This is a genomic window from Sphingobacterium sp. BS-2 (assembly GCF_046161205.1).
Lineage (GTDB): Bacteria > Bacteroidota > Bacteroidia > Sphingobacteriales > Sphingobacteriaceae > Sphingobacterium > Sphingobacterium mizutaii.
The window spans coordinates 67,358-82,375 of sequence record NZ_JBIXGO010000002.1 but is presented as its reverse complement, the minus strand read 5'-3'; the positions used below and the strand labels follow the sequence as shown (position 1 = coordinate 82,375).

At 40.9% G+C, this 15,018-nt stretch carries 15 protein-coding genes; 6 read left to right on the top strand and 9 right to left on the bottom strand.

What is annotated here, in order from left to right:
- Positions 1-707: 707 nt before the first annotated feature.
- From ACK2WI_RS00680 to spt, 5 genes are read right to left on the bottom strand one after another with little or no spacing between them, the layout of a single operon-like run.
- Entirely contained in the window at positions 708-1,094 is a 387-nt protein-coding gene (locus ACK2WI_RS00680) for a GtrA family protein (protein ID WP_312696817.1), read from the bottom strand.
- Between the two features lie 3 nt (positions 1,095-1,097).
- Positions 1,098-1,796, bottom strand: a complete 699-nt coding sequence (locus tag ACK2WI_RS00675; protein WP_093101450.1) for a CDP-alcohol phosphatidyltransferase family protein — start codon at positions 1,794-1,796, stop codon at positions 1,098-1,100.
- Positions 1,797-1,809: 13 nt separating this feature from the next.
- On the bottom strand, positions 1,810-2,808 hold the full coding sequence (locus ACK2WI_RS00670) for an NAD-dependent epimerase/dehydratase family protein (RefSeq protein WP_409149254.1): 999 nt from the start codon (positions 2,806-2,808) through the stop codon (positions 1,810-1,812).
- Positions 2,805-3,926: a hypothetical protein gene (locus ACK2WI_RS00665; protein ID WP_409149252.1), complete on the bottom strand. Its 1,122-nt coding sequence runs from the start codon at positions 3,924-3,926 to the stop codon at positions 2,805-2,807. Before ACK2WI_RS00665 ends, ACK2WI_RS00670 begins: the two co-directional genes overlap by 4 nt.
- A gap of 12 nt (positions 3,927-3,938) precedes the next feature.
- The gene (gene spt / locus ACK2WI_RS00660) at positions 3,939-5,150 is read right to left on the bottom strand and encodes a serine palmitoyltransferase (protein ID WP_093101444.1); all 1,212 of its coding nucleotides are present in this window, start codon (positions 5,148-5,150) and stop codon (positions 3,939-3,941) included.
- 309 nt (positions 5,151-5,459) lie between these two features.
- Between spt and smpB the strand changes: the two genes are divergently transcribed.
- Positions 5,460-5,915, top strand: a complete 456-nt coding sequence (gene smpB, locus ACK2WI_RS00655) for an SsrA-binding protein SmpB (protein WP_093101442.1) — start codon at positions 5,460-5,462, stop codon at positions 5,913-5,915.
- Here smpB and ACK2WI_RS00650 read toward each other — a convergent pair.
- Positions 5,902-6,825 (bottom strand): helix-turn-helix domain-containing protein, encoded by a 924-nt coding sequence (locus ACK2WI_RS00650; protein ID WP_409149249.1) that lies wholly within the window; start codon positions 6,823-6,825, stop codon positions 5,902-5,904. The two genes, smpB and ACK2WI_RS00650, sit on opposite strands and share 14 nt — an antisense overlap.
- A 175-nt stretch (positions 6,826-7,000) precedes the next feature.
- Between ACK2WI_RS00650 and ACK2WI_RS00645 the strand changes: the two genes are divergently transcribed.
- From ACK2WI_RS00645 to ACK2WI_RS00635, 3 genes are all read left to right on the top strand, one after another.
- The gene (locus ACK2WI_RS00645; protein ID WP_093101438.1) at positions 7,001-8,503 is read left to right on the top strand and encodes an aldehyde dehydrogenase family protein; all 1,503 of its coding nucleotides are present in this window, start codon (positions 7,001-7,003) and stop codon (positions 8,501-8,503) included.
- Between the two features lie 69 nt (positions 8,504-8,572).
- Positions 8,573-8,947, top strand: coding sequence for a DUF779 domain-containing protein (locus ACK2WI_RS00640; RefSeq protein WP_093101436.1), 375 nt, complete (start codon positions 8,573-8,575; stop codon positions 8,945-8,947).
- Positions 8,948-9,072: 125 nt separating this feature from the next.
- Positions 9,073-10,149, top strand: coding sequence for an NADH:flavin oxidoreductase/NADH oxidase (locus ACK2WI_RS00635; protein ID WP_409149247.1), 1,077 nt, complete (start codon positions 9,073-9,075; stop codon positions 10,147-10,149).
- Positions 10,150-10,153: 4 nt separating this feature from the next.
- Here ACK2WI_RS00635 and ACK2WI_RS00630 read toward each other — a convergent pair whose 3' ends face one another.
- The 3 genes from ACK2WI_RS00630 to ACK2WI_RS00620 all read right to left on the bottom strand — a co-directional run bounded on the left by ACK2WI_RS00630 (position 10,154) and on the right by ACK2WI_RS00620 (position 13,183).
- The gene (locus tag ACK2WI_RS00630) at positions 10,154-10,555 is read right to left on the bottom strand and encodes an acyl-CoA thioesterase (RefSeq protein ID WP_093101434.1); all 402 of its coding nucleotides are present in this window, start codon (positions 10,553-10,555) and stop codon (positions 10,154-10,156) included.
- Between the two features lie 21 nt (positions 10,556-10,576).
- Entirely contained in the window at positions 10,577-12,397 is a 1,821-nt protein-coding gene (locus ACK2WI_RS00625) for a MutS-related protein (RefSeq protein WP_409149244.1), read from the bottom strand.
- Between the two features lie 129 nt (positions 12,398-12,526).
- Positions 12,527-13,183, bottom strand: a complete 657-nt coding sequence (locus tag ACK2WI_RS00620; RefSeq protein WP_093101430.1) for a protein-L-isoaspartate(D-aspartate) O-methyltransferase — start codon at positions 13,181-13,183, stop codon at positions 12,527-12,529.
- A gap of 178 nt (positions 13,184-13,361) precedes the next feature.
- Between ACK2WI_RS00620 and ACK2WI_RS00615 the strand changes: the two genes are divergently transcribed.
- Positions 13,362-14,219: a DUF4886 domain-containing protein gene (locus ACK2WI_RS00615; protein ID WP_093101428.1), complete on the top strand. Its 858-nt coding sequence runs from the start codon at positions 13,362-13,364 to the stop codon at positions 14,217-14,219.
- 95 nt (positions 14,220-14,314) lie between these two features.
- Complete coding sequence (locus ACK2WI_RS00610) at positions 14,315-14,965, top strand: DUF6266 family protein (protein ID WP_312696824.1); 651 nt, start codon at positions 14,315-14,317, stop codon at positions 14,963-14,965.
- Positions 14,966-15,018 lie beyond the last annotated feature (53 nt).

Below are 15,018 nucleotides of genomic sequence, written 5' to 3'. Positions count from 1 at the left end.
CGTGCTGTGCACCGTCCCGCTCCCCTTTTTCCTTCCCTGTTGTCAGTGGCCCTGCGGCCGTCCCTCCCTTGCGGAGTGGTGCAAAGATAGGGACAAAATACCTTCACTTCCAAGGGGGCGGGCAAAGTATTTTTCGCCAGGGGGCATAACTCGCTGTAGCATTGCCAGATAATTTTTCAGGGAGGGGCGGAAAAAGGGGGCGAAAGGGACGGAAATGGTACGCCACGGTCCTGGGATATCCTCCCATCCGGGGGATCCTGGTCCCTGCCCAGATCTTGGCCCATCCTCGGATCCCGTACCCCGAGCGGAGCCGAGGGGAATCCTGGTTCAAATACCTGGGGCGGGCGAATTCGATCCGCCCCTACCGTGGATCGGAACCCTGGTCCAAAAATCCCCCCTCCCTTTCCACCTGACCCCATTCGACCCACGTTCGGAAATCTCGCAACGCAAACAACCCTACACTCCTCCTGTTCCCGCAGCGTCCACGTTCCATCCTCGGGTACGCTGCGGGCATTCCAGCTCCCTCCACCGAAGCTTTCCCGAACATGCCCCGAATGAGTCCCGAACCAGACCCCCAGAAAAACACCTCATTTTATTCCCCTAAACAAAACCATTCTAGAACCCTTCCCTCCCATCTTGTCCGCAAAAAAGAAAGGGCCATCTTGAAAAACATCAAGATGGCCCTTTAATTCTTATATATATAGCAGCTACTGCTTAAATACCCAAAACCTTTGGAGTGTATAATTAAACCCTAATGAGACTATAATCTCTACAATAAGCTTGGATAGCAAGAAGTGCAGGTGCCAAATGTCTACCAAAACATGGATACCCAAGGATTTCAGGGTAATGCTACCGACAACAACGATAATGAACTTCCACAGTTGGCTGCCAATGGACTTTTCGGTATTGCCGAAAGACCAATATCGATTGATGGTAAAGTTAACGATAGCACCTAAGCTACCAGAGACCACATTGGAAAAAGGCGCGGTAAACTTCAGGACCGTATAGCAAAAGGTATAAATCCCAAAATCAGAAAGTCCGCCAATAAATGCGGACAACTGTGCTCTGAGAAATACCCTTAATTTATCGGACATGCCTTATTCGTTAATTTCTGTTTCCTTTAGCTTGTTTGCCTTTTCTTCAAGATCCTTTGCGTCACCAAGGTCCAGTAATTTCTTGGTGTCACCGATATTAATGAAGAACAAGATAATACAGATCAAAAGGACTGAATAGTTAATCGACCCTGGAACTATTACTTCCAATACCATAACTAAACTGATAATCACACGGATTTCGGTCGGACCTAACAATCCTGCATCAATGGTGTACTTATCGGTAATCCTATACCGCAATTGGGAAATGATCATCGCCCAGCCATATAAGGCTACCAAAGTAAAACCTAGATATTTAAAATCTCCAGTGGCATATAGCACATAGCCTAGACCGATCATCACGGTGGAAATCCAGTCCATCACGATGTCTAGGGCAAAGCCATACCATTTACGGGATTTATTTCTATAGAAGGCGATCCTTCCATCCAATGAGTCACCAAACCATTGCACGAAGAAGCCGACGATCCCCAAGAGGAGGAAATAAATGTTTACATATTCTGCAAGCAAGAAACTCCCTAGGATCATAAAAGATCCGAAGAGGCCGATGGCGGTCAGGCCATCAGAGGAGATCCACTCAGGGATCTTCGGAACCAGGTAGGAAATTAGTTTCTGTTCCGGATTACTTAAAATATTAGTTCGCTTTCTATCTTGAAAAAGCTTTTTATTAATTTTTTGTCCACTCATTTCAACTGAAAATTTAGAGCCACTTATTTTCTTTATACCATAATAAACTTGCCTTCAATCCTTCGTCCAATTTATACTGGGGATCAAAGTTCAAGTTTTGCACTGCATGTGTAATATCACAACCCCAGTTTTCTGCGGTTAGCTCTCTTAGTCTTTCAGGGTAGATGACGGGAGTTTTGGCGGAATTGCGATATAGTCTTTGTGAGAGTTCGGCAACGCTTTTCACCAGACCTAATGGAACATGCATTCTGAAAAGTCTTTTATTCAGGACTTCCTTGAAAATTTCAGCCATCGCATAACGGGAATACACTTCGCCATCGCTGATATTATACATTTGGAGTCCGTCTTGTTTTACCAGGCAGCCTTTCAATAGTACATCGACAAGGTCCTTGACATAGATAAAACTCAATTTTTGCGGATTTTTCCCAATATAGGGGTCCAATCCCTTGTTCATTGTATCGAAAAGAATAAAAATATCCTTTTCACGGGGACCATAAACTGCCGTTGGTCGGAATATGGAAATGGGGGCATCGGCATATTTCTCCTGAATCATCAGTTCAGAAGCTTCCTTGCTCCTGCCATAAACAGTCAATGGACGATATGGAGTTTTTTCGGTAATCAATGCATCACTGCTGTATGGAATCGGACCTATGGCAGCCAAGCTACTTACGTAACTGATTCTTTCCAAAGGCATGATATCAGCCGTGGCAGCAGAAAGAATAGCATCTGTATAGCCAACATTGACCTCCCGCATTATATTTTCATCCTTTGCCTTTGTCATTGCAGCGGCATGGATGATATAATTGTATTGTTCTTTTTCGAAAAGTGCTTTTAACTCGTCTTCGTTTCCCAGGTTCGGATAGACAAACTGATCGACATAAGGCTGGATATCCTGGATCTTACTGGTTTTACGGACCGCAGCATGGACCTCAAGGCCTAAGTTTTGGGCAGCCTCAACAAGGTGAGAGCCTACAAAACCACTCGCACCAGTTATGAAAATCTTTTTTTTCATATCGCTTTTTCGAAGAGGCGATAGCGCTTGTAAAACTCAGCGTTGATCTGTTCAATAGCGTGATTCATGAGGTAGTTATGATCCAACATCCAGGAACATTCAGCTTCAACGATACCTGAAGGGATTGCATTTTTGATAATGCGGCCATAAAGGCAAGCTTCAATTCCTAATTTGCGGTAATTGTCCAATACACCCAACATCAAAACCCTTATGGATTTTACTTTTTTCAAGCCAAACAAAAGCTTAAAGATACCGGTCGGCAACAATCTACCACGCTTGATCTTGATCTGGATTTCATTGACATTTGGAATGCCTAGCGCAAATCCAATGATATCATCCCCTTTTTCTGCCACAATGCAATATTTAGGGTCAACGATCATTTTCAGATCTTTTGCGGTATGCATAAACTCTTCATCGGTCATTGGCACAAACCCTAGGTTTTTGTCCCAGGCTTTATTGTAGACTTTTTTGATCTTTTCTGCTTCTCTAGCGAAATCTTTCATATTGATTTCTCTCAGAATGATCCCAGAACGTTTCAGTCTAGTTTCCAATTTATCCAAGAGCAAAACAGAGCGTTTATTGGAGTTCTCCTTATTTACCAAGTAAGCCCTAAGGTCAACTTTTTTACCAAAGCCGGCATTCAGGATCAAATCTTGGTAATAAGGCGGGTTGTAAGGCATCATGGCCATTGGAGGCCTATCGAAACCTTCAACCAAAAGACCCACGCTGTCATTGGTAGACAGGTTAATTGGTCCAACTATATTGTTTGCCCCTTTACCTTTTACCCACTCTTCAGCAGCTTGGAACAATTTATCGGCAACATCCTGATCATTCACACAATCAAAGAAACCGAATTGACCTTCATTTACATTGTTAAACTGATTATGGTTTGTATTGTAAATTGCTGCGATACGCCCGACAATCTTATCATCTTGGTATGCCAAGAACAATTGCACGGATGAATGCTTGTAGAACGGGTGTTTAGCGGGATTCAACATATCATCCTGTGCAACAAAAAGCTCTGGAACATAATTTGGATCTCCTTCATAAAGGTCATGAGGAAAATCGATAAATTTTGCTCTTTGTTTTTTGCTTTCAACAGGAACTATAGTAATCACTTTTATCTGATTTTATTCACTAATAAAACTTTCAACCTCCAGTGCTTTGAAAACTTTGGTCATTTTCTCCACGGCTTCATCGATCTGATCGAAAGTATGGGTAGCCATTAATGAGAAACGGATCAAAGATTCTTCGGCAGGAACTGCAGGAGCAACGACAGGATTAACAAAAACTCCGTCATCCTGAAGCATTTTAGTAACGATATATGTTTTTTCGTTGTTTCTTACGAAAACAGGTAAGATAGGGCTTTCGGTAGCACCTAAGTCGAACCCGTTGTCTAACAACAATTTTTTAGCGTAGTTGGTGTTTGCCCACAATCTTTCGATATGCTCAGGTTCTGTTTGGATGATTTCCAATGCTTTCAATGTGGAAGCCACAGAAGCAGGTGTCATACTTGCACTGAACATCAAAGATCTAGCACGGTGTTTCAAAAATTCGATAGTATCTCTATCTGCAGCAACGAAGCCACCAAGAGAGGCCAAGGATTTACTGAAAGTACCCATGATCAAGTCTACCTGATCAGTAAGACCGAAGTGGCTAGCAGTACCAGCACCATTATGGCCGATAACCCCTAAACTATGGGCATCATCACACAATATAGCAGCGTCAAATTCGTTAGCTACTTGAACAAGGTCAGGCAGGTTTACGATATCCCCTTCCATACTGAAGATACCATCAGTAGCAATTAACTTAAAGCTTTCTTCAGGAAGGCGAGAGATTTTATCTCTTAGGTCTTCGATATTGTTGTGAGCGTATTTAATAACTTTCGAGAATGACAAGCGAGAACCATCAATAATTGAAGCGTGATCACGTTCATCCAAAAGGATATAGTCATGACGTCCTGTTAAGCAAGAAAGGGGTCCTAGGTTGGATTGGAAACCCGTACTGAATAAGATAGCAGATTCCTTACCTACGTAATCGGCAAGTTTCTCTTCCAATTCCACGTGGATATCAAGAGTTCCGTTCAAGAAACGAGAACCGGCACATCCAGTACCATATTTTTCAAGAGCATCCTGAGAAGCTTTAATAATTCGAGGATCCGTCGTCAGTCCTAGGTAAGAATTCGAACCAAACATTAATACTCTGCGTCCGTCAATTTTGACTTCAGTATCCTGTTTAGATTGGATCGGTCTAAAATAAGCATATAAGTTTTTTGACTTGATATCTCCTAACTCGCCATTTAAAAACCGCGCAGTTCTTTCGTTTAATTTTCCCTTGCTCATTCGTCAGGTATCTATTTTCTCAATAATATTTACTTTTTGAACTTTTAACAAAAATCGTCAAAAATCCCACAAAGGTACAAAACAAGTTCTATTCACATAAATTAAATCATGTTTATATTACTTTTTATTACCTTTCTTTACAAAAAATCGACGCAAACATACAAAACTTAAACCTCAAATTATGTTTGATTTGACATATAAATATCATAAAATTAAATTAATATTAAGAGAATGTTTAGTGTATATTACATCGAAATTTTGCAAAATTTCATAAATTCTTACATTTGTGCTTCAATATAATTAATAAAAATGGCAATTTCATCAACGGTTAACATTAAAAACAAACGCGCATCCTTTGAGTATCACTTACTTGACACCTATGTTGCGGGCTTAGCTTTATTGGGTACCGAGATCAAATCCATCCGTCAAGGTAAAGCTAATATCAACGATAGTTTCTGTGCATTTTTTGAGGATGGGCTCTATATCCGTAACATGCACATTGCCGAATATTCATTTGGATCATTCTATAACCACGAATCCAAACGAGATCGTAAATTGCTTCTTTCCAAAAAAGAACTGAAGAAATTGCGTGAAAAGGGTGAGGAAAAGGGTTTTACCATTGTTCCGTTGCGCATCTTTATCAATGAAAGAGGTTTTGCCAAAGTAGAGATTGCCCTAGCACAGGGCAAGAAGGACTTTGATAAGCGGGAAACCATTAAAGAGCGTGAGAGCAAAAGGGAATTGGACCGAGCTATGAAACGCTAATTTCTATTTTTCGCTGGTAATTACCTGGAGTCATATTCTCTCTGGCCTTGAATAAACGGCTGAAATAATTTACATCCGTAAAGCCACAAGCGTAACAGACTTCTTTAATCGACATATTTGCACTCAGCATTTCCTTGGCCTTTCTCAAGCGTTCCCGAATTACGAGTTCCATCGGGGTAATTCCATATTCATCCTTAAAAATCCTAAAGAGCGTTGCCTTGCTCATATTAGCCTTTCGGCTCAAATCTTCTATGGTTATCCTTTCCGTTAGGTGTTCCCGAATGTATTTTTTGAGGTTGGACATTTCATCATTACCTGAAATTGAGGGTTCGACCAATTCACCCAACTGTTGCTGTTGAATAATCCTGATCAACAGTTCCTTGAAGAGCAGATCAGCCAAGACATCTTTAAAAGGGTCATTACTGATCATATTGCTGAACAATTTATTGGTCAAGCTTGCGAGTTCGTCGGTGTTCAGCAAATGGAACTTATTCCAAGAGAAGTCCCAGGACAGGCTATTATTTATTTTGGGATAGGCATTATTGAGGTAATCGATGGTCTCTTCGATTTTATCAGCCGAGATCAATAAAGCAGTACATTGGGTAGGCTCCATGATTTTAGCATCCGGGAAATCGATTTTCATGGGTCTATGGGCAGGAAGCACCAAGGTCTCACCAGGGAGATAATCAAATGCAGGCACATCCTCAAGGTGCATGATTTTCTTACCCTTCAGCATATTGATGATGACCATATCATTAAACTTTAGGGGCACCAACTGGCTGGCTTGATAGGTTTCATAGACATTCAATTCGAAATTGTTCAATGTATACGCACGTCTATTTTCAACCAAAGTGTTCAATTCCCTCTCCGACGAATAAGGAAGCTCTCGGACTAAATTATTCTTTCCCATACGACTCTATTTTATAACTGGCTGTTAACCAAAAATAAAAAAAAGTAAACAAAATCAAAAAACAAGCTATTTGAAAATATTGTGCTATGATTAGCGACGATAATGCTAAACAAAAAAATTAGCTGTTGGTAAATTTGAGAAAGAGTCCAATATAAACTATTAAAAACACAGAACTATGAGCGAATTAAAAAGACCTACGTTCAAAGAGCGTTACGATAATTACATTAATGGAACCTTCGTTCCACCAACCCAAGGAAAATATTTTGATAATATCTCACCCATTGACGGAAAGCCCTTTACACAGGTTGCCCATTCGACCAAGGAGGATATTGATAAAGCTGTAGAAGCAGCAAGTAAAGCATTTGAGACTTGGAGCAAGACTTCAGCGACCGAACGCAGTAATATCTTATTTAAGATTGCTGACCGTATCGAACAGCACTTAGAGCAGGTAGCAATCGTGGAGACGATCGACAACGGTAAGGCGGTACGTGAAACATTGAATGCTGATATTCCATTGGCGATTGACCATTTCCGTTATTTTGGCGGTGTGATCCGTGCAGAAGAAGGCTCATTATCTGAGTTGGACAGCACAACGGTTTCCTTGATCGTGAATGAACCAATCGGTGTAGTGGCCCAGATCATCCCCTGGAATTTCCCGATCCTGATGGCGGTTTGGAAATTGGCACCGGCACTGGCTGCAGGATGTACCGTAGTCTTGAAACCGGCAGAGAGTACCCCTACCTCCATTATGGTATTGATGGAAATCATTGGAGATCTACTTCCTCCAGGTGTGATCAACGTTGTGAACGGTTTCGGATCGGAGTTAGGCCGTCATCTGGTAACCCATCCGAAAGTTGCCAAGGCAGCCTTCACAGGCTCTACTGCAACGGGAAGAATGGTGATGCAATATGCCACAGAAAACATTATCCCAGTGACATTGGAATTAGGCGGAAAGTCTCCGAACGTGTTCTTTGAGTCAGTAATGGATGAAGATGACTCCTTTTTGGACAAGGCAATTGAAGGTGCAGTATTATTTGCGTTGAACCAAGGCGAGATCTGTACTTGTCCATCCAGGTTATTGATCCAAGAGTCCATCTATGATAAATTTATAGAACGCGTCATTGAAAGAGTAAACCAGATCAAAGTTGGAAATCCATTGGATCCAACGGTGATGATGGGAGCGCAAGCTTCCAAAATACAGAAGGACAAAATCATGTCCTACATCAAATTAGGAAAAGAGGAAGGTGCGGAAGTTTTAACCGGAGGTGATGAAAACCATTTAGGCGGTGACATCGATGATGGATATTACATCAAGCCTACCCTATTCAAAGGGAACAATAAGATGCGCATTTTCCAAGAGGAGATCTTCGGTCCAGTATTGGCTGTTACGACATTCAAGGATGTTGACGAGGCCATTGCCATTGCGAATGATACCATATATGGATTAGGAGCGGGTGTATGGACACGAGATGCGCATGAATTGTACATGGTTCCTAGAGCTATACAGGCTGGTCGGGTTTGGGTAAACCAATACCACAGCTATCCTGCGGGAGCTCCATTTGGTGGTTATAAACAGTCTGGAATTGGACGTGAGAACCACAAAATGATGTTAGCCTATTACCGTCAAGCTAAAAACATGCTCATCTCATACAGCAAAGAAAAGCTTGGATTCTTTTAATAGAGTTTAATAGTTAAATGTGTGAAAAGGGGTTATGCTCTATAACCCCTTTCTTAACAAAAGCAAATTATGATTTCAAGGATAGATGTAACTGAGGATGCGAAAGCAGTAATCAAGGAATTGACTGAGAAACACGGACCGCTGATGTTTTATCAAGCGGGCGGATGCTGTGAAGGAACCCAACCGCAATGTTTTGAAAAGGGAGGTTTTTATCCTCGGATGAACGATGCCATGATCGGATTGGTCGAGGGTTTTGAGTTTTGGGTGGATCGTGATCTTTTTGAATACTGGAAGTTTTCACATTTTACGCTAGATGTACTGGATGGCTTTGGACCTGGGGGATTTTCATTGGAAACCCCTATGGGTAAAACCTTCAAGATCCATTATCGATTATTTACAGAAGAAGAACTGAAGGAATTGCCTGAGGTCATTCGGAACGAATAATCTGATTTTTATTTTTACAGGTTCAATTGCTTTCTGAAAGTCAATAAAGCCTTCTTATGCTGCTTTTTTGATAAATGATCTGTACATTTAAAGACAGGTCGAATTTATTAAACCCAGAAAAACAGATGACAAGTCCTTCCCTATTTTCACCATTAAAACTTTCTCAATTAGAATTAAAAAACAGAGTCGTTGTATCACCGATGTGTCAATACAGTGCTGTAGATGGCTTTGCAAATGATTGGCATTTGGTCCATCTCGGTCAATTTGCCATTGGTCGAGCGGGTGCAGTGATCCAAGAGGCTACCGCTGTAAGTCCAGAAGGCAGGATTTCTTATAGCGACCTAGGGATCTGGAAGGATGAGCATATAACTAAATACAAACAGATAACCAGTTTTATTAAAGGACAGGGAAGTCAAGTGGGGATACAATTGGCGCATGCTGGAAGAAAGGCGAGCACCGATCTGCCTTGGATCAGCAGGAAGCAATTTCTCCCAAATGAAGAGCATGGTTGGCAAACTGTAGCTCCTTCTCCAATTGCATACCATGAAAAAGAACATCCACCCATTGGATTAAACAAAAGCGAAATTCAAGACATCATCCAGCAATTTAAAGCCGCAGCAGCAAGAGCTGTGGAGGCTGGTTACCAAATAATCGAAATCCATGCTGCCCATGGTTATTTGATCCATCAGTTTTTATCACCACTGGTAAACTTTAGGGATGATGAATATGGAGGGAGTTTTGAAAATAGGATCAGGTTGTTGTTGGAGATCGTAGACTCCATTCAATCGGTTCTGAACTCTGAACATTCCCTATGGGTGAGGTTATCGGCTACGGATTGGGCTGAGGGCGGTTGGGATATTGAGCAGACCATTCAATTGATCCATATTTTGAAAGAGAAAGCCGTTGAAGTTGCTGATATTTCTTCGGGTGGTGCTGTTTCCTTCCAGAAAATTCCGGTTGGCCCTGGATATCAGGTTCCATTTGCGGATCAAGTGAAGCGAGAAACTGGAATTACGACTGGGGCTGTTGGTCTAATAACTAGCGCCAAACAGGCACAGGATATCCTAGATCGAGGTGCGGCAGATCTAATTCTATTGGGCAGGGAGTTTTTGAGACATCCACACCTGGTCTACGGTTGGGCCCAAGAATTGGGGGTAGACTTGAACTGGGCACCTCAATATGCAAGGGCAAAAATTGAATAGGATTTTATTCTACATCCAAACCTTCCAAAACTGGAATAGGTTTTTTGTCGTCACCTAAGGCTACGAAAGTGAACCGGCCTTGGATGGCTAATTCACGGCCATCTTCGTACATGCTTTCTCTAAAGATCTCTACATAGACCTTTAAGCTAGTTCTGCCGACAGTCTCTACTCTAGCTACCGCTTCAACAATACTTGCAGAAGGGATCGCTTTATGGAAGTCGATTTTGTCGGTCGATACAGTTACTAGGGATTTTCTACAAAAACGTGTAGCACACATAAAGGAAACCTCATCCATGATCGCCATGGCTTTACCACCGAATAGGGTGTCATGATGATTGGTAAGGGAAGGAAACACAGTCATGGTAATTCGTGTTTCGCTTTGATCGATACGTTCTTGAACAGTCATTTTTTAAATTGAGCCGCAAAGTTAATCAACTTTTTCGCTTTCTACGACTATTCCGATACCTTTCAACAGCATGGACGCATTAAAAATGGTACATGCACCATCCTTTAATTTATAGTCAAACAGCATTTCAGAACCATGCACTTGGATATCAAAATGATAGTTTTTTAGGTATCCCGGATATTCATTGACCAAATCAGAAAGCTGCAGGTCATGGGTCGCCAACATGCCGCGACCATGTAATTCGATCAATTTCTTGATAATGGCCTTCGATCCCAAATACTTATCGACGGAGTTGGTTCCTCTGAGCATTTCATCAATCAAGAAATAGCTGGATTTGATATCTTTCACGCGTTCCAGGATAAACTTCATGCGGTCTAATTCAGCCTTAAAGGTAGAGGTACTTTCGTTGAGGGAGTCTTTGATTCGCATATAGGTTACCAGCTGATAGATCGGAAGTGCAAAGTTCTTGGCACAGACCACAGCGCCTGTATAAGCCAATACTGCATTGATCCCTATCGTTCTCAAAAAAGTACTCTTACCTGCCATATTGGATCCTGTAATCAAGGCGATTTTATGGTCTTGGGCATGATAATCATTCGCAATCGACTTATTGGAAGGGATCAATGGATGATTGATATCCTCGGCAATAAGTTGATCCTTTTCAAAATCATCCAAGATGTTGGGTTGGGTCCAGTCCGCATGATTATAAGCAAGTATGGATAAGGACACCAAGCTTTCATATTTTGCTACCGCATCAAAGCCTGAGAGAATGGAATCTTCGTATTGATCTTTCCATTTGCTGATTGCCATTACTTGTTTAAAATCCCATAAGGCAAGCATGTTTAAGATAGCACCAATCAGCATATTGTTTCTCACATCCAGTTTATCAATCAACTTACCCAGCTCATTGATAATGCTGGATAGTTTCTTTTGTTGGGATTCGACTTCGATCTTCTTTTGCAGTTCCTGATTAAGTCTAGCGCTATAATTTTTATCTTCCATTAATTTGATGGCATCTGCAAAGCCGATCAGTGAAACTCCAATCTTATCGATTTTATTGGAGAAATGGCTGACTTTACCAGCTTGCGCCATGGTCCACAGGAGATGGATAATGCCTAAGCCCAAGAGATAGCCCCCTATATTGTGAACAAAGATGGAGAATAGTATTCCCGCCAAAAAGATCCAAGGTACAATAGGGACATAGATTTTATAGAATGCATTGCCAAATTGGAAGGATTTATCGTGGAAATAACTATAGATATAGGATCTTAAATTGATCTTGGATCCTAGATTGAACAACATTTTAGTTTGGAAAGCCTGCAGATGTTCAGGATCATTTTTTAATTCCTCTACGGCTTCTTGTCTAGCGGAAATCTCCTCTTTGCTGGACGGGGCATCCATCCAAGAGTGCAAAACCGCTACCCCATCTTTTGTAGCACAACGGTTAACCATTTCAAACAAGGAGTTTGGTCCGAAAATATCAAGGTCTGAACTATAAGGATGTTTTGGATCTTCGTAAGCTTCACCATCATCGTACATGTTCTTTTTGCGGTCTTGAATATGGAGCTCATTTTCATTGACACTTAAAAACACTTTAGCTTCCTGGAGTTGCCTATCTACCTTTGCCTGCCTGTACACCAAGAATGCAAATAGGAAAATCACCAAAAGAAATGCTCCCAATACAAGAAAGATATTGTTCAAGGAGAATAATTGCCATATCCCTATAGCTCCAAGAATCATCAGCCCTAAGCGGAGAAAGGCATTCTTGTTGATTTGCTTCTCTAATGATTTTATTTCTTCTTTTGTCCTATTGACATTGCTTTGGTAGAAATCTGCACTCATAGGAGCTAAGGTAGGTATTAGATATGAGAATTGAGATGTGAGTATTGAGATAAATAGCAGCTTTCAATACAAAAAAGACGCCATTACCGGCGTCTTTTATCTCATATCTCATATCTCATTTCTTCCGAGCTACCAAGCCTGATCTCCTACCAAAGGAACAAACCTGAAGGTATCTAGTTCGATCCTTTCGAAGTCGTTTTCACCGACACGGAGAATGGTTACCATTTTCTGGAATTTCTCGTCACCGACTGGGATAACTAAAAGACCACCTAGACGAAGTTGTTTCAGCATTTTTTCAGGCACGAACGGAGCTCCGGCAGTTACTATGATTTTGTCGTAAGGTGCTTTTTCGGGAATACCTTTGGAGCCATCGCCTAAAAAGAAGTTTGGTTTATAGCCCATATAGGGCAATACTTGTATGGTTCGGTGATACAGGTTTTCCTGACGCTCGATGGTATACACATCGGCACCGAGTTCCATTAGGATGCAGGTCTGATAACCAGAACCAGTACCGATCTCGAGGACTTTATCGCCTTTTTTGATGTGCAGTAATTGGCTTTGATAAGCTACGGTGTAAGGTTGGGAAATGGTCTGGCCATCACCGATTGGAAATGCAATATCCCGGTAAGCTTGGTTCCAGAAGGTTTCATCAAAAAAGAAATGACGAGGGACTTTTGCAATCGCTTGCAACACCTTCTTATCCTCTATCCCACGTTTTTCGAGATGCTTCACCAACTGCTTCCTTGCGCCCTGTTCCCGGTAATTGTCTATAAACTTATAAGCCATATGTCTCAAAATTACCCTTATTTTACCATATTATTAAGGTTAAAATGCAAAACATTCAAGGTCAGAACGGTTCTGAAAAATGATAAAGAAAATATCCTTAAGCTATATTTTTTGTACTTTTATAGGTGAAGGAAATTAATAAAACAATATTCCTATTAAACCCCAAAAAATTGATAAAATGAAAAAACTGACTATTTATCTGTTTATCATATTACTGCAGTTCCAAGTAGTGCTTGCCCAAGAGACTTCACCCAATGACGATGATGTCATGAAGGTCCTTGCCATAGGGAATAGCTTTTCGGAAGATGCTTTGGAGAATTACCTACATGAGCTATCAACTGCTGCAGGCAAAAAGATTGTAATCGGCAATTTATATATCGGAGGAGCTCCCTTAGATTTACACTTAAAAAATGCTCATAATAACCTGAAAGCATACAGCTATCGAAAAATAAGCTTGGATGGATCCAAGAAAACAACGGAGCAGACCAGTATAGAAGATGCGTTGGCAGACGAAAACTGGGATTATGTGAGTTTGCAACAAGCCTCTCCCCTTTCTGGAAAATACAATGTCGTTATGCAAACGCTGACTGATCTTTGGACTTATGTATTTGCGCATGTTCACCCCGACACCAAACTTGTTTATCACCAAACATGGGCCTATCAACAAGATTCGAAACATGAAGGATTCACGAACTATGACAATAGCCAAAAGAATATGTATGATAGCATCATGAGTGTAACCTCGAGATTGGATAAAACGGGTGATTATGCTTTTATCGTTCCAGATGGTACCACCATCCAGAATGGGAGAACAAGTTCTATTGGAGATAATTTCACTCGCGACGGTTATCATCTGAATCTGGACTATGGAAGATTTGCTGCGGCATTGACTTGGTATGCTAAATTATTCAATCTTGATCCTACAAAAACAGATTATAAACCAGAAAAGGTTACGGATTTGCAGGCAAAGATCGTAAAGGAGGCTGCTAAGAAGGCTGTGAAAAAACCATTCAAGGTTTCTAAGGTGAAAAAGTAGGTTAATAACTTTTATTTAAAGTAAATTTAATTTCAAATACTCTTGCTAGTCGCCCACGTGTTTTGTATGTTTAGTATAAAACAAACAGGTGTGATATGGCAACTTTAAAAAATGGAAATCAAATCCCACTAAATGGAAAAGTGGGATTTTTTGTTTATAGCAGTACGAAAAGTCCTGTTGCAACAAATCCATCTCAATTACGATTGACTAAGGACAGAGTCTTTCCACAAAACAAATCAGATTCTAAATTCAATTACCTCAAAGAATACATAGCTGAGATCCTGCCCTATATTCGATTGGGCTTCAAAAACTACCATGAGGAATGGACCAGTTACCATGCTGCCATGTCGTATAATTTCAAGAATGCCATCATTGAAAGGGAATCTAGGTTTGAACTGAATTGGGAGAAGTTCAGTATCAGCAAAGGTTTTGAAAACCCAATACAGGACATCAAGATCGAATTATGTGATGAAACTGATTCTTTTCGGATCTATTGGGATTATGATAAGATTTTGTTCAATGCCTACAACATGGACAACTATAGGATTATGATTCTTCTTCAACCTGAGAGCAATGGGGAAAATAAGATCTATGGGATGGTGAATGGAAACCTATTGCTGGACAAGCAACAAGAATTATTCTTTAGGAAAAAGAATAAGGAGGCTATTTATCATTTGTATGTTGCCTTCCTTTCTAATGATGGCAGCTATAATTGCACGGATAGTATGTATTTGGGCGAAATATGATTTCGTGTATAGTTTATAGCAGGAATAGCTTAATAACAAAAAATTTTAATATT

Excerpts from the sequence above, each read along its gene's own strand:
- ACK2WI_RS00680 (WP_312696817.1), bottom strand. The coding sequence starts at position 1,094 with ATGTCCGATAAATTAAGGGTATTTCTCAGAGCACAGTTGTCCGCATTT.
- ACK2WI_RS00675 (WP_093101450.1), bottom strand. The coding sequence starts at position 1,796 with ATGAGTGGACAAAAAATTAATAAAAAGCTTTTTCAAGATAGAAAGCGA.
- ACK2WI_RS00670 (WP_409149254.1), bottom strand. The coding sequence starts at position 2,808 with ATGAAAAAAAAGATTTTCATAACTGGTGCGAGTGGTTTTGTAGGCTCT.
- spt (WP_093101444.1), bottom strand. The coding sequence starts at position 5,150 with ATGAGCAAGGGAAAATTAAACGAAAGAACTGCGCGGTTTTTAAATGGC.
- smpB (WP_093101442.1), top strand. The coding sequence starts at position 5,460 with ATGGCAATTTCATCAACGGTTAACATTAAAAACAAACGCGCATCCTTT.
- ACK2WI_RS00650 (WP_409149249.1), bottom strand. The coding sequence starts at position 6,825 with ATGGGAAAGAATAATTTAGTCCGAGAGCTTCCTTATTCGTCGGAGAGG.
- ACK2WI_RS00645 (WP_093101438.1), top strand. The coding sequence starts at position 7,001 with ATGAGCGAATTAAAAAGACCTACGTTCAAAGAGCGTTACGATAATTAC.
- ACK2WI_RS00640 (WP_093101436.1), top strand. The coding sequence starts at position 8,573 with ATGATTTCAAGGATAGATGTAACTGAGGATGCGAAAGCAGTAATCAAG.
- ACK2WI_RS00635 (WP_409149247.1), top strand. The coding sequence starts at position 9,073 with ATGACAAGTCCTTCCCTATTTTCACCATTAAAACTTTCTCAATTAGAA.
- ACK2WI_RS00630 (WP_093101434.1), bottom strand. The coding sequence starts at position 10,555 with ATGACTGTTCAAGAACGTATCGATCAAAGCGAAACACGAATTACCATG.
- ACK2WI_RS00625 (WP_409149244.1), bottom strand. The coding sequence starts at position 12,397 with ATGAGTGCAGATTTCTACCAAAGCAATGTCAATAGGACAAAAGAAGAA.
- ACK2WI_RS00620 (WP_093101430.1), bottom strand. The coding sequence starts at position 13,183 with ATGGCTTATAAGTTTATAGACAATTACCGGGAACAGGGCGCAAGGAAG.
- ACK2WI_RS00615 (WP_093101428.1), top strand. The coding sequence starts at position 13,362 with ATGAAAAAACTGACTATTTATCTGTTTATCATATTACTGCAGTTCCAA.
- ACK2WI_RS00610 (WP_312696824.1), top strand. The coding sequence starts at position 14,315 with ATGGCAACTTTAAAAAATGGAAATCAAATCCCACTAAATGGAAAAGTG.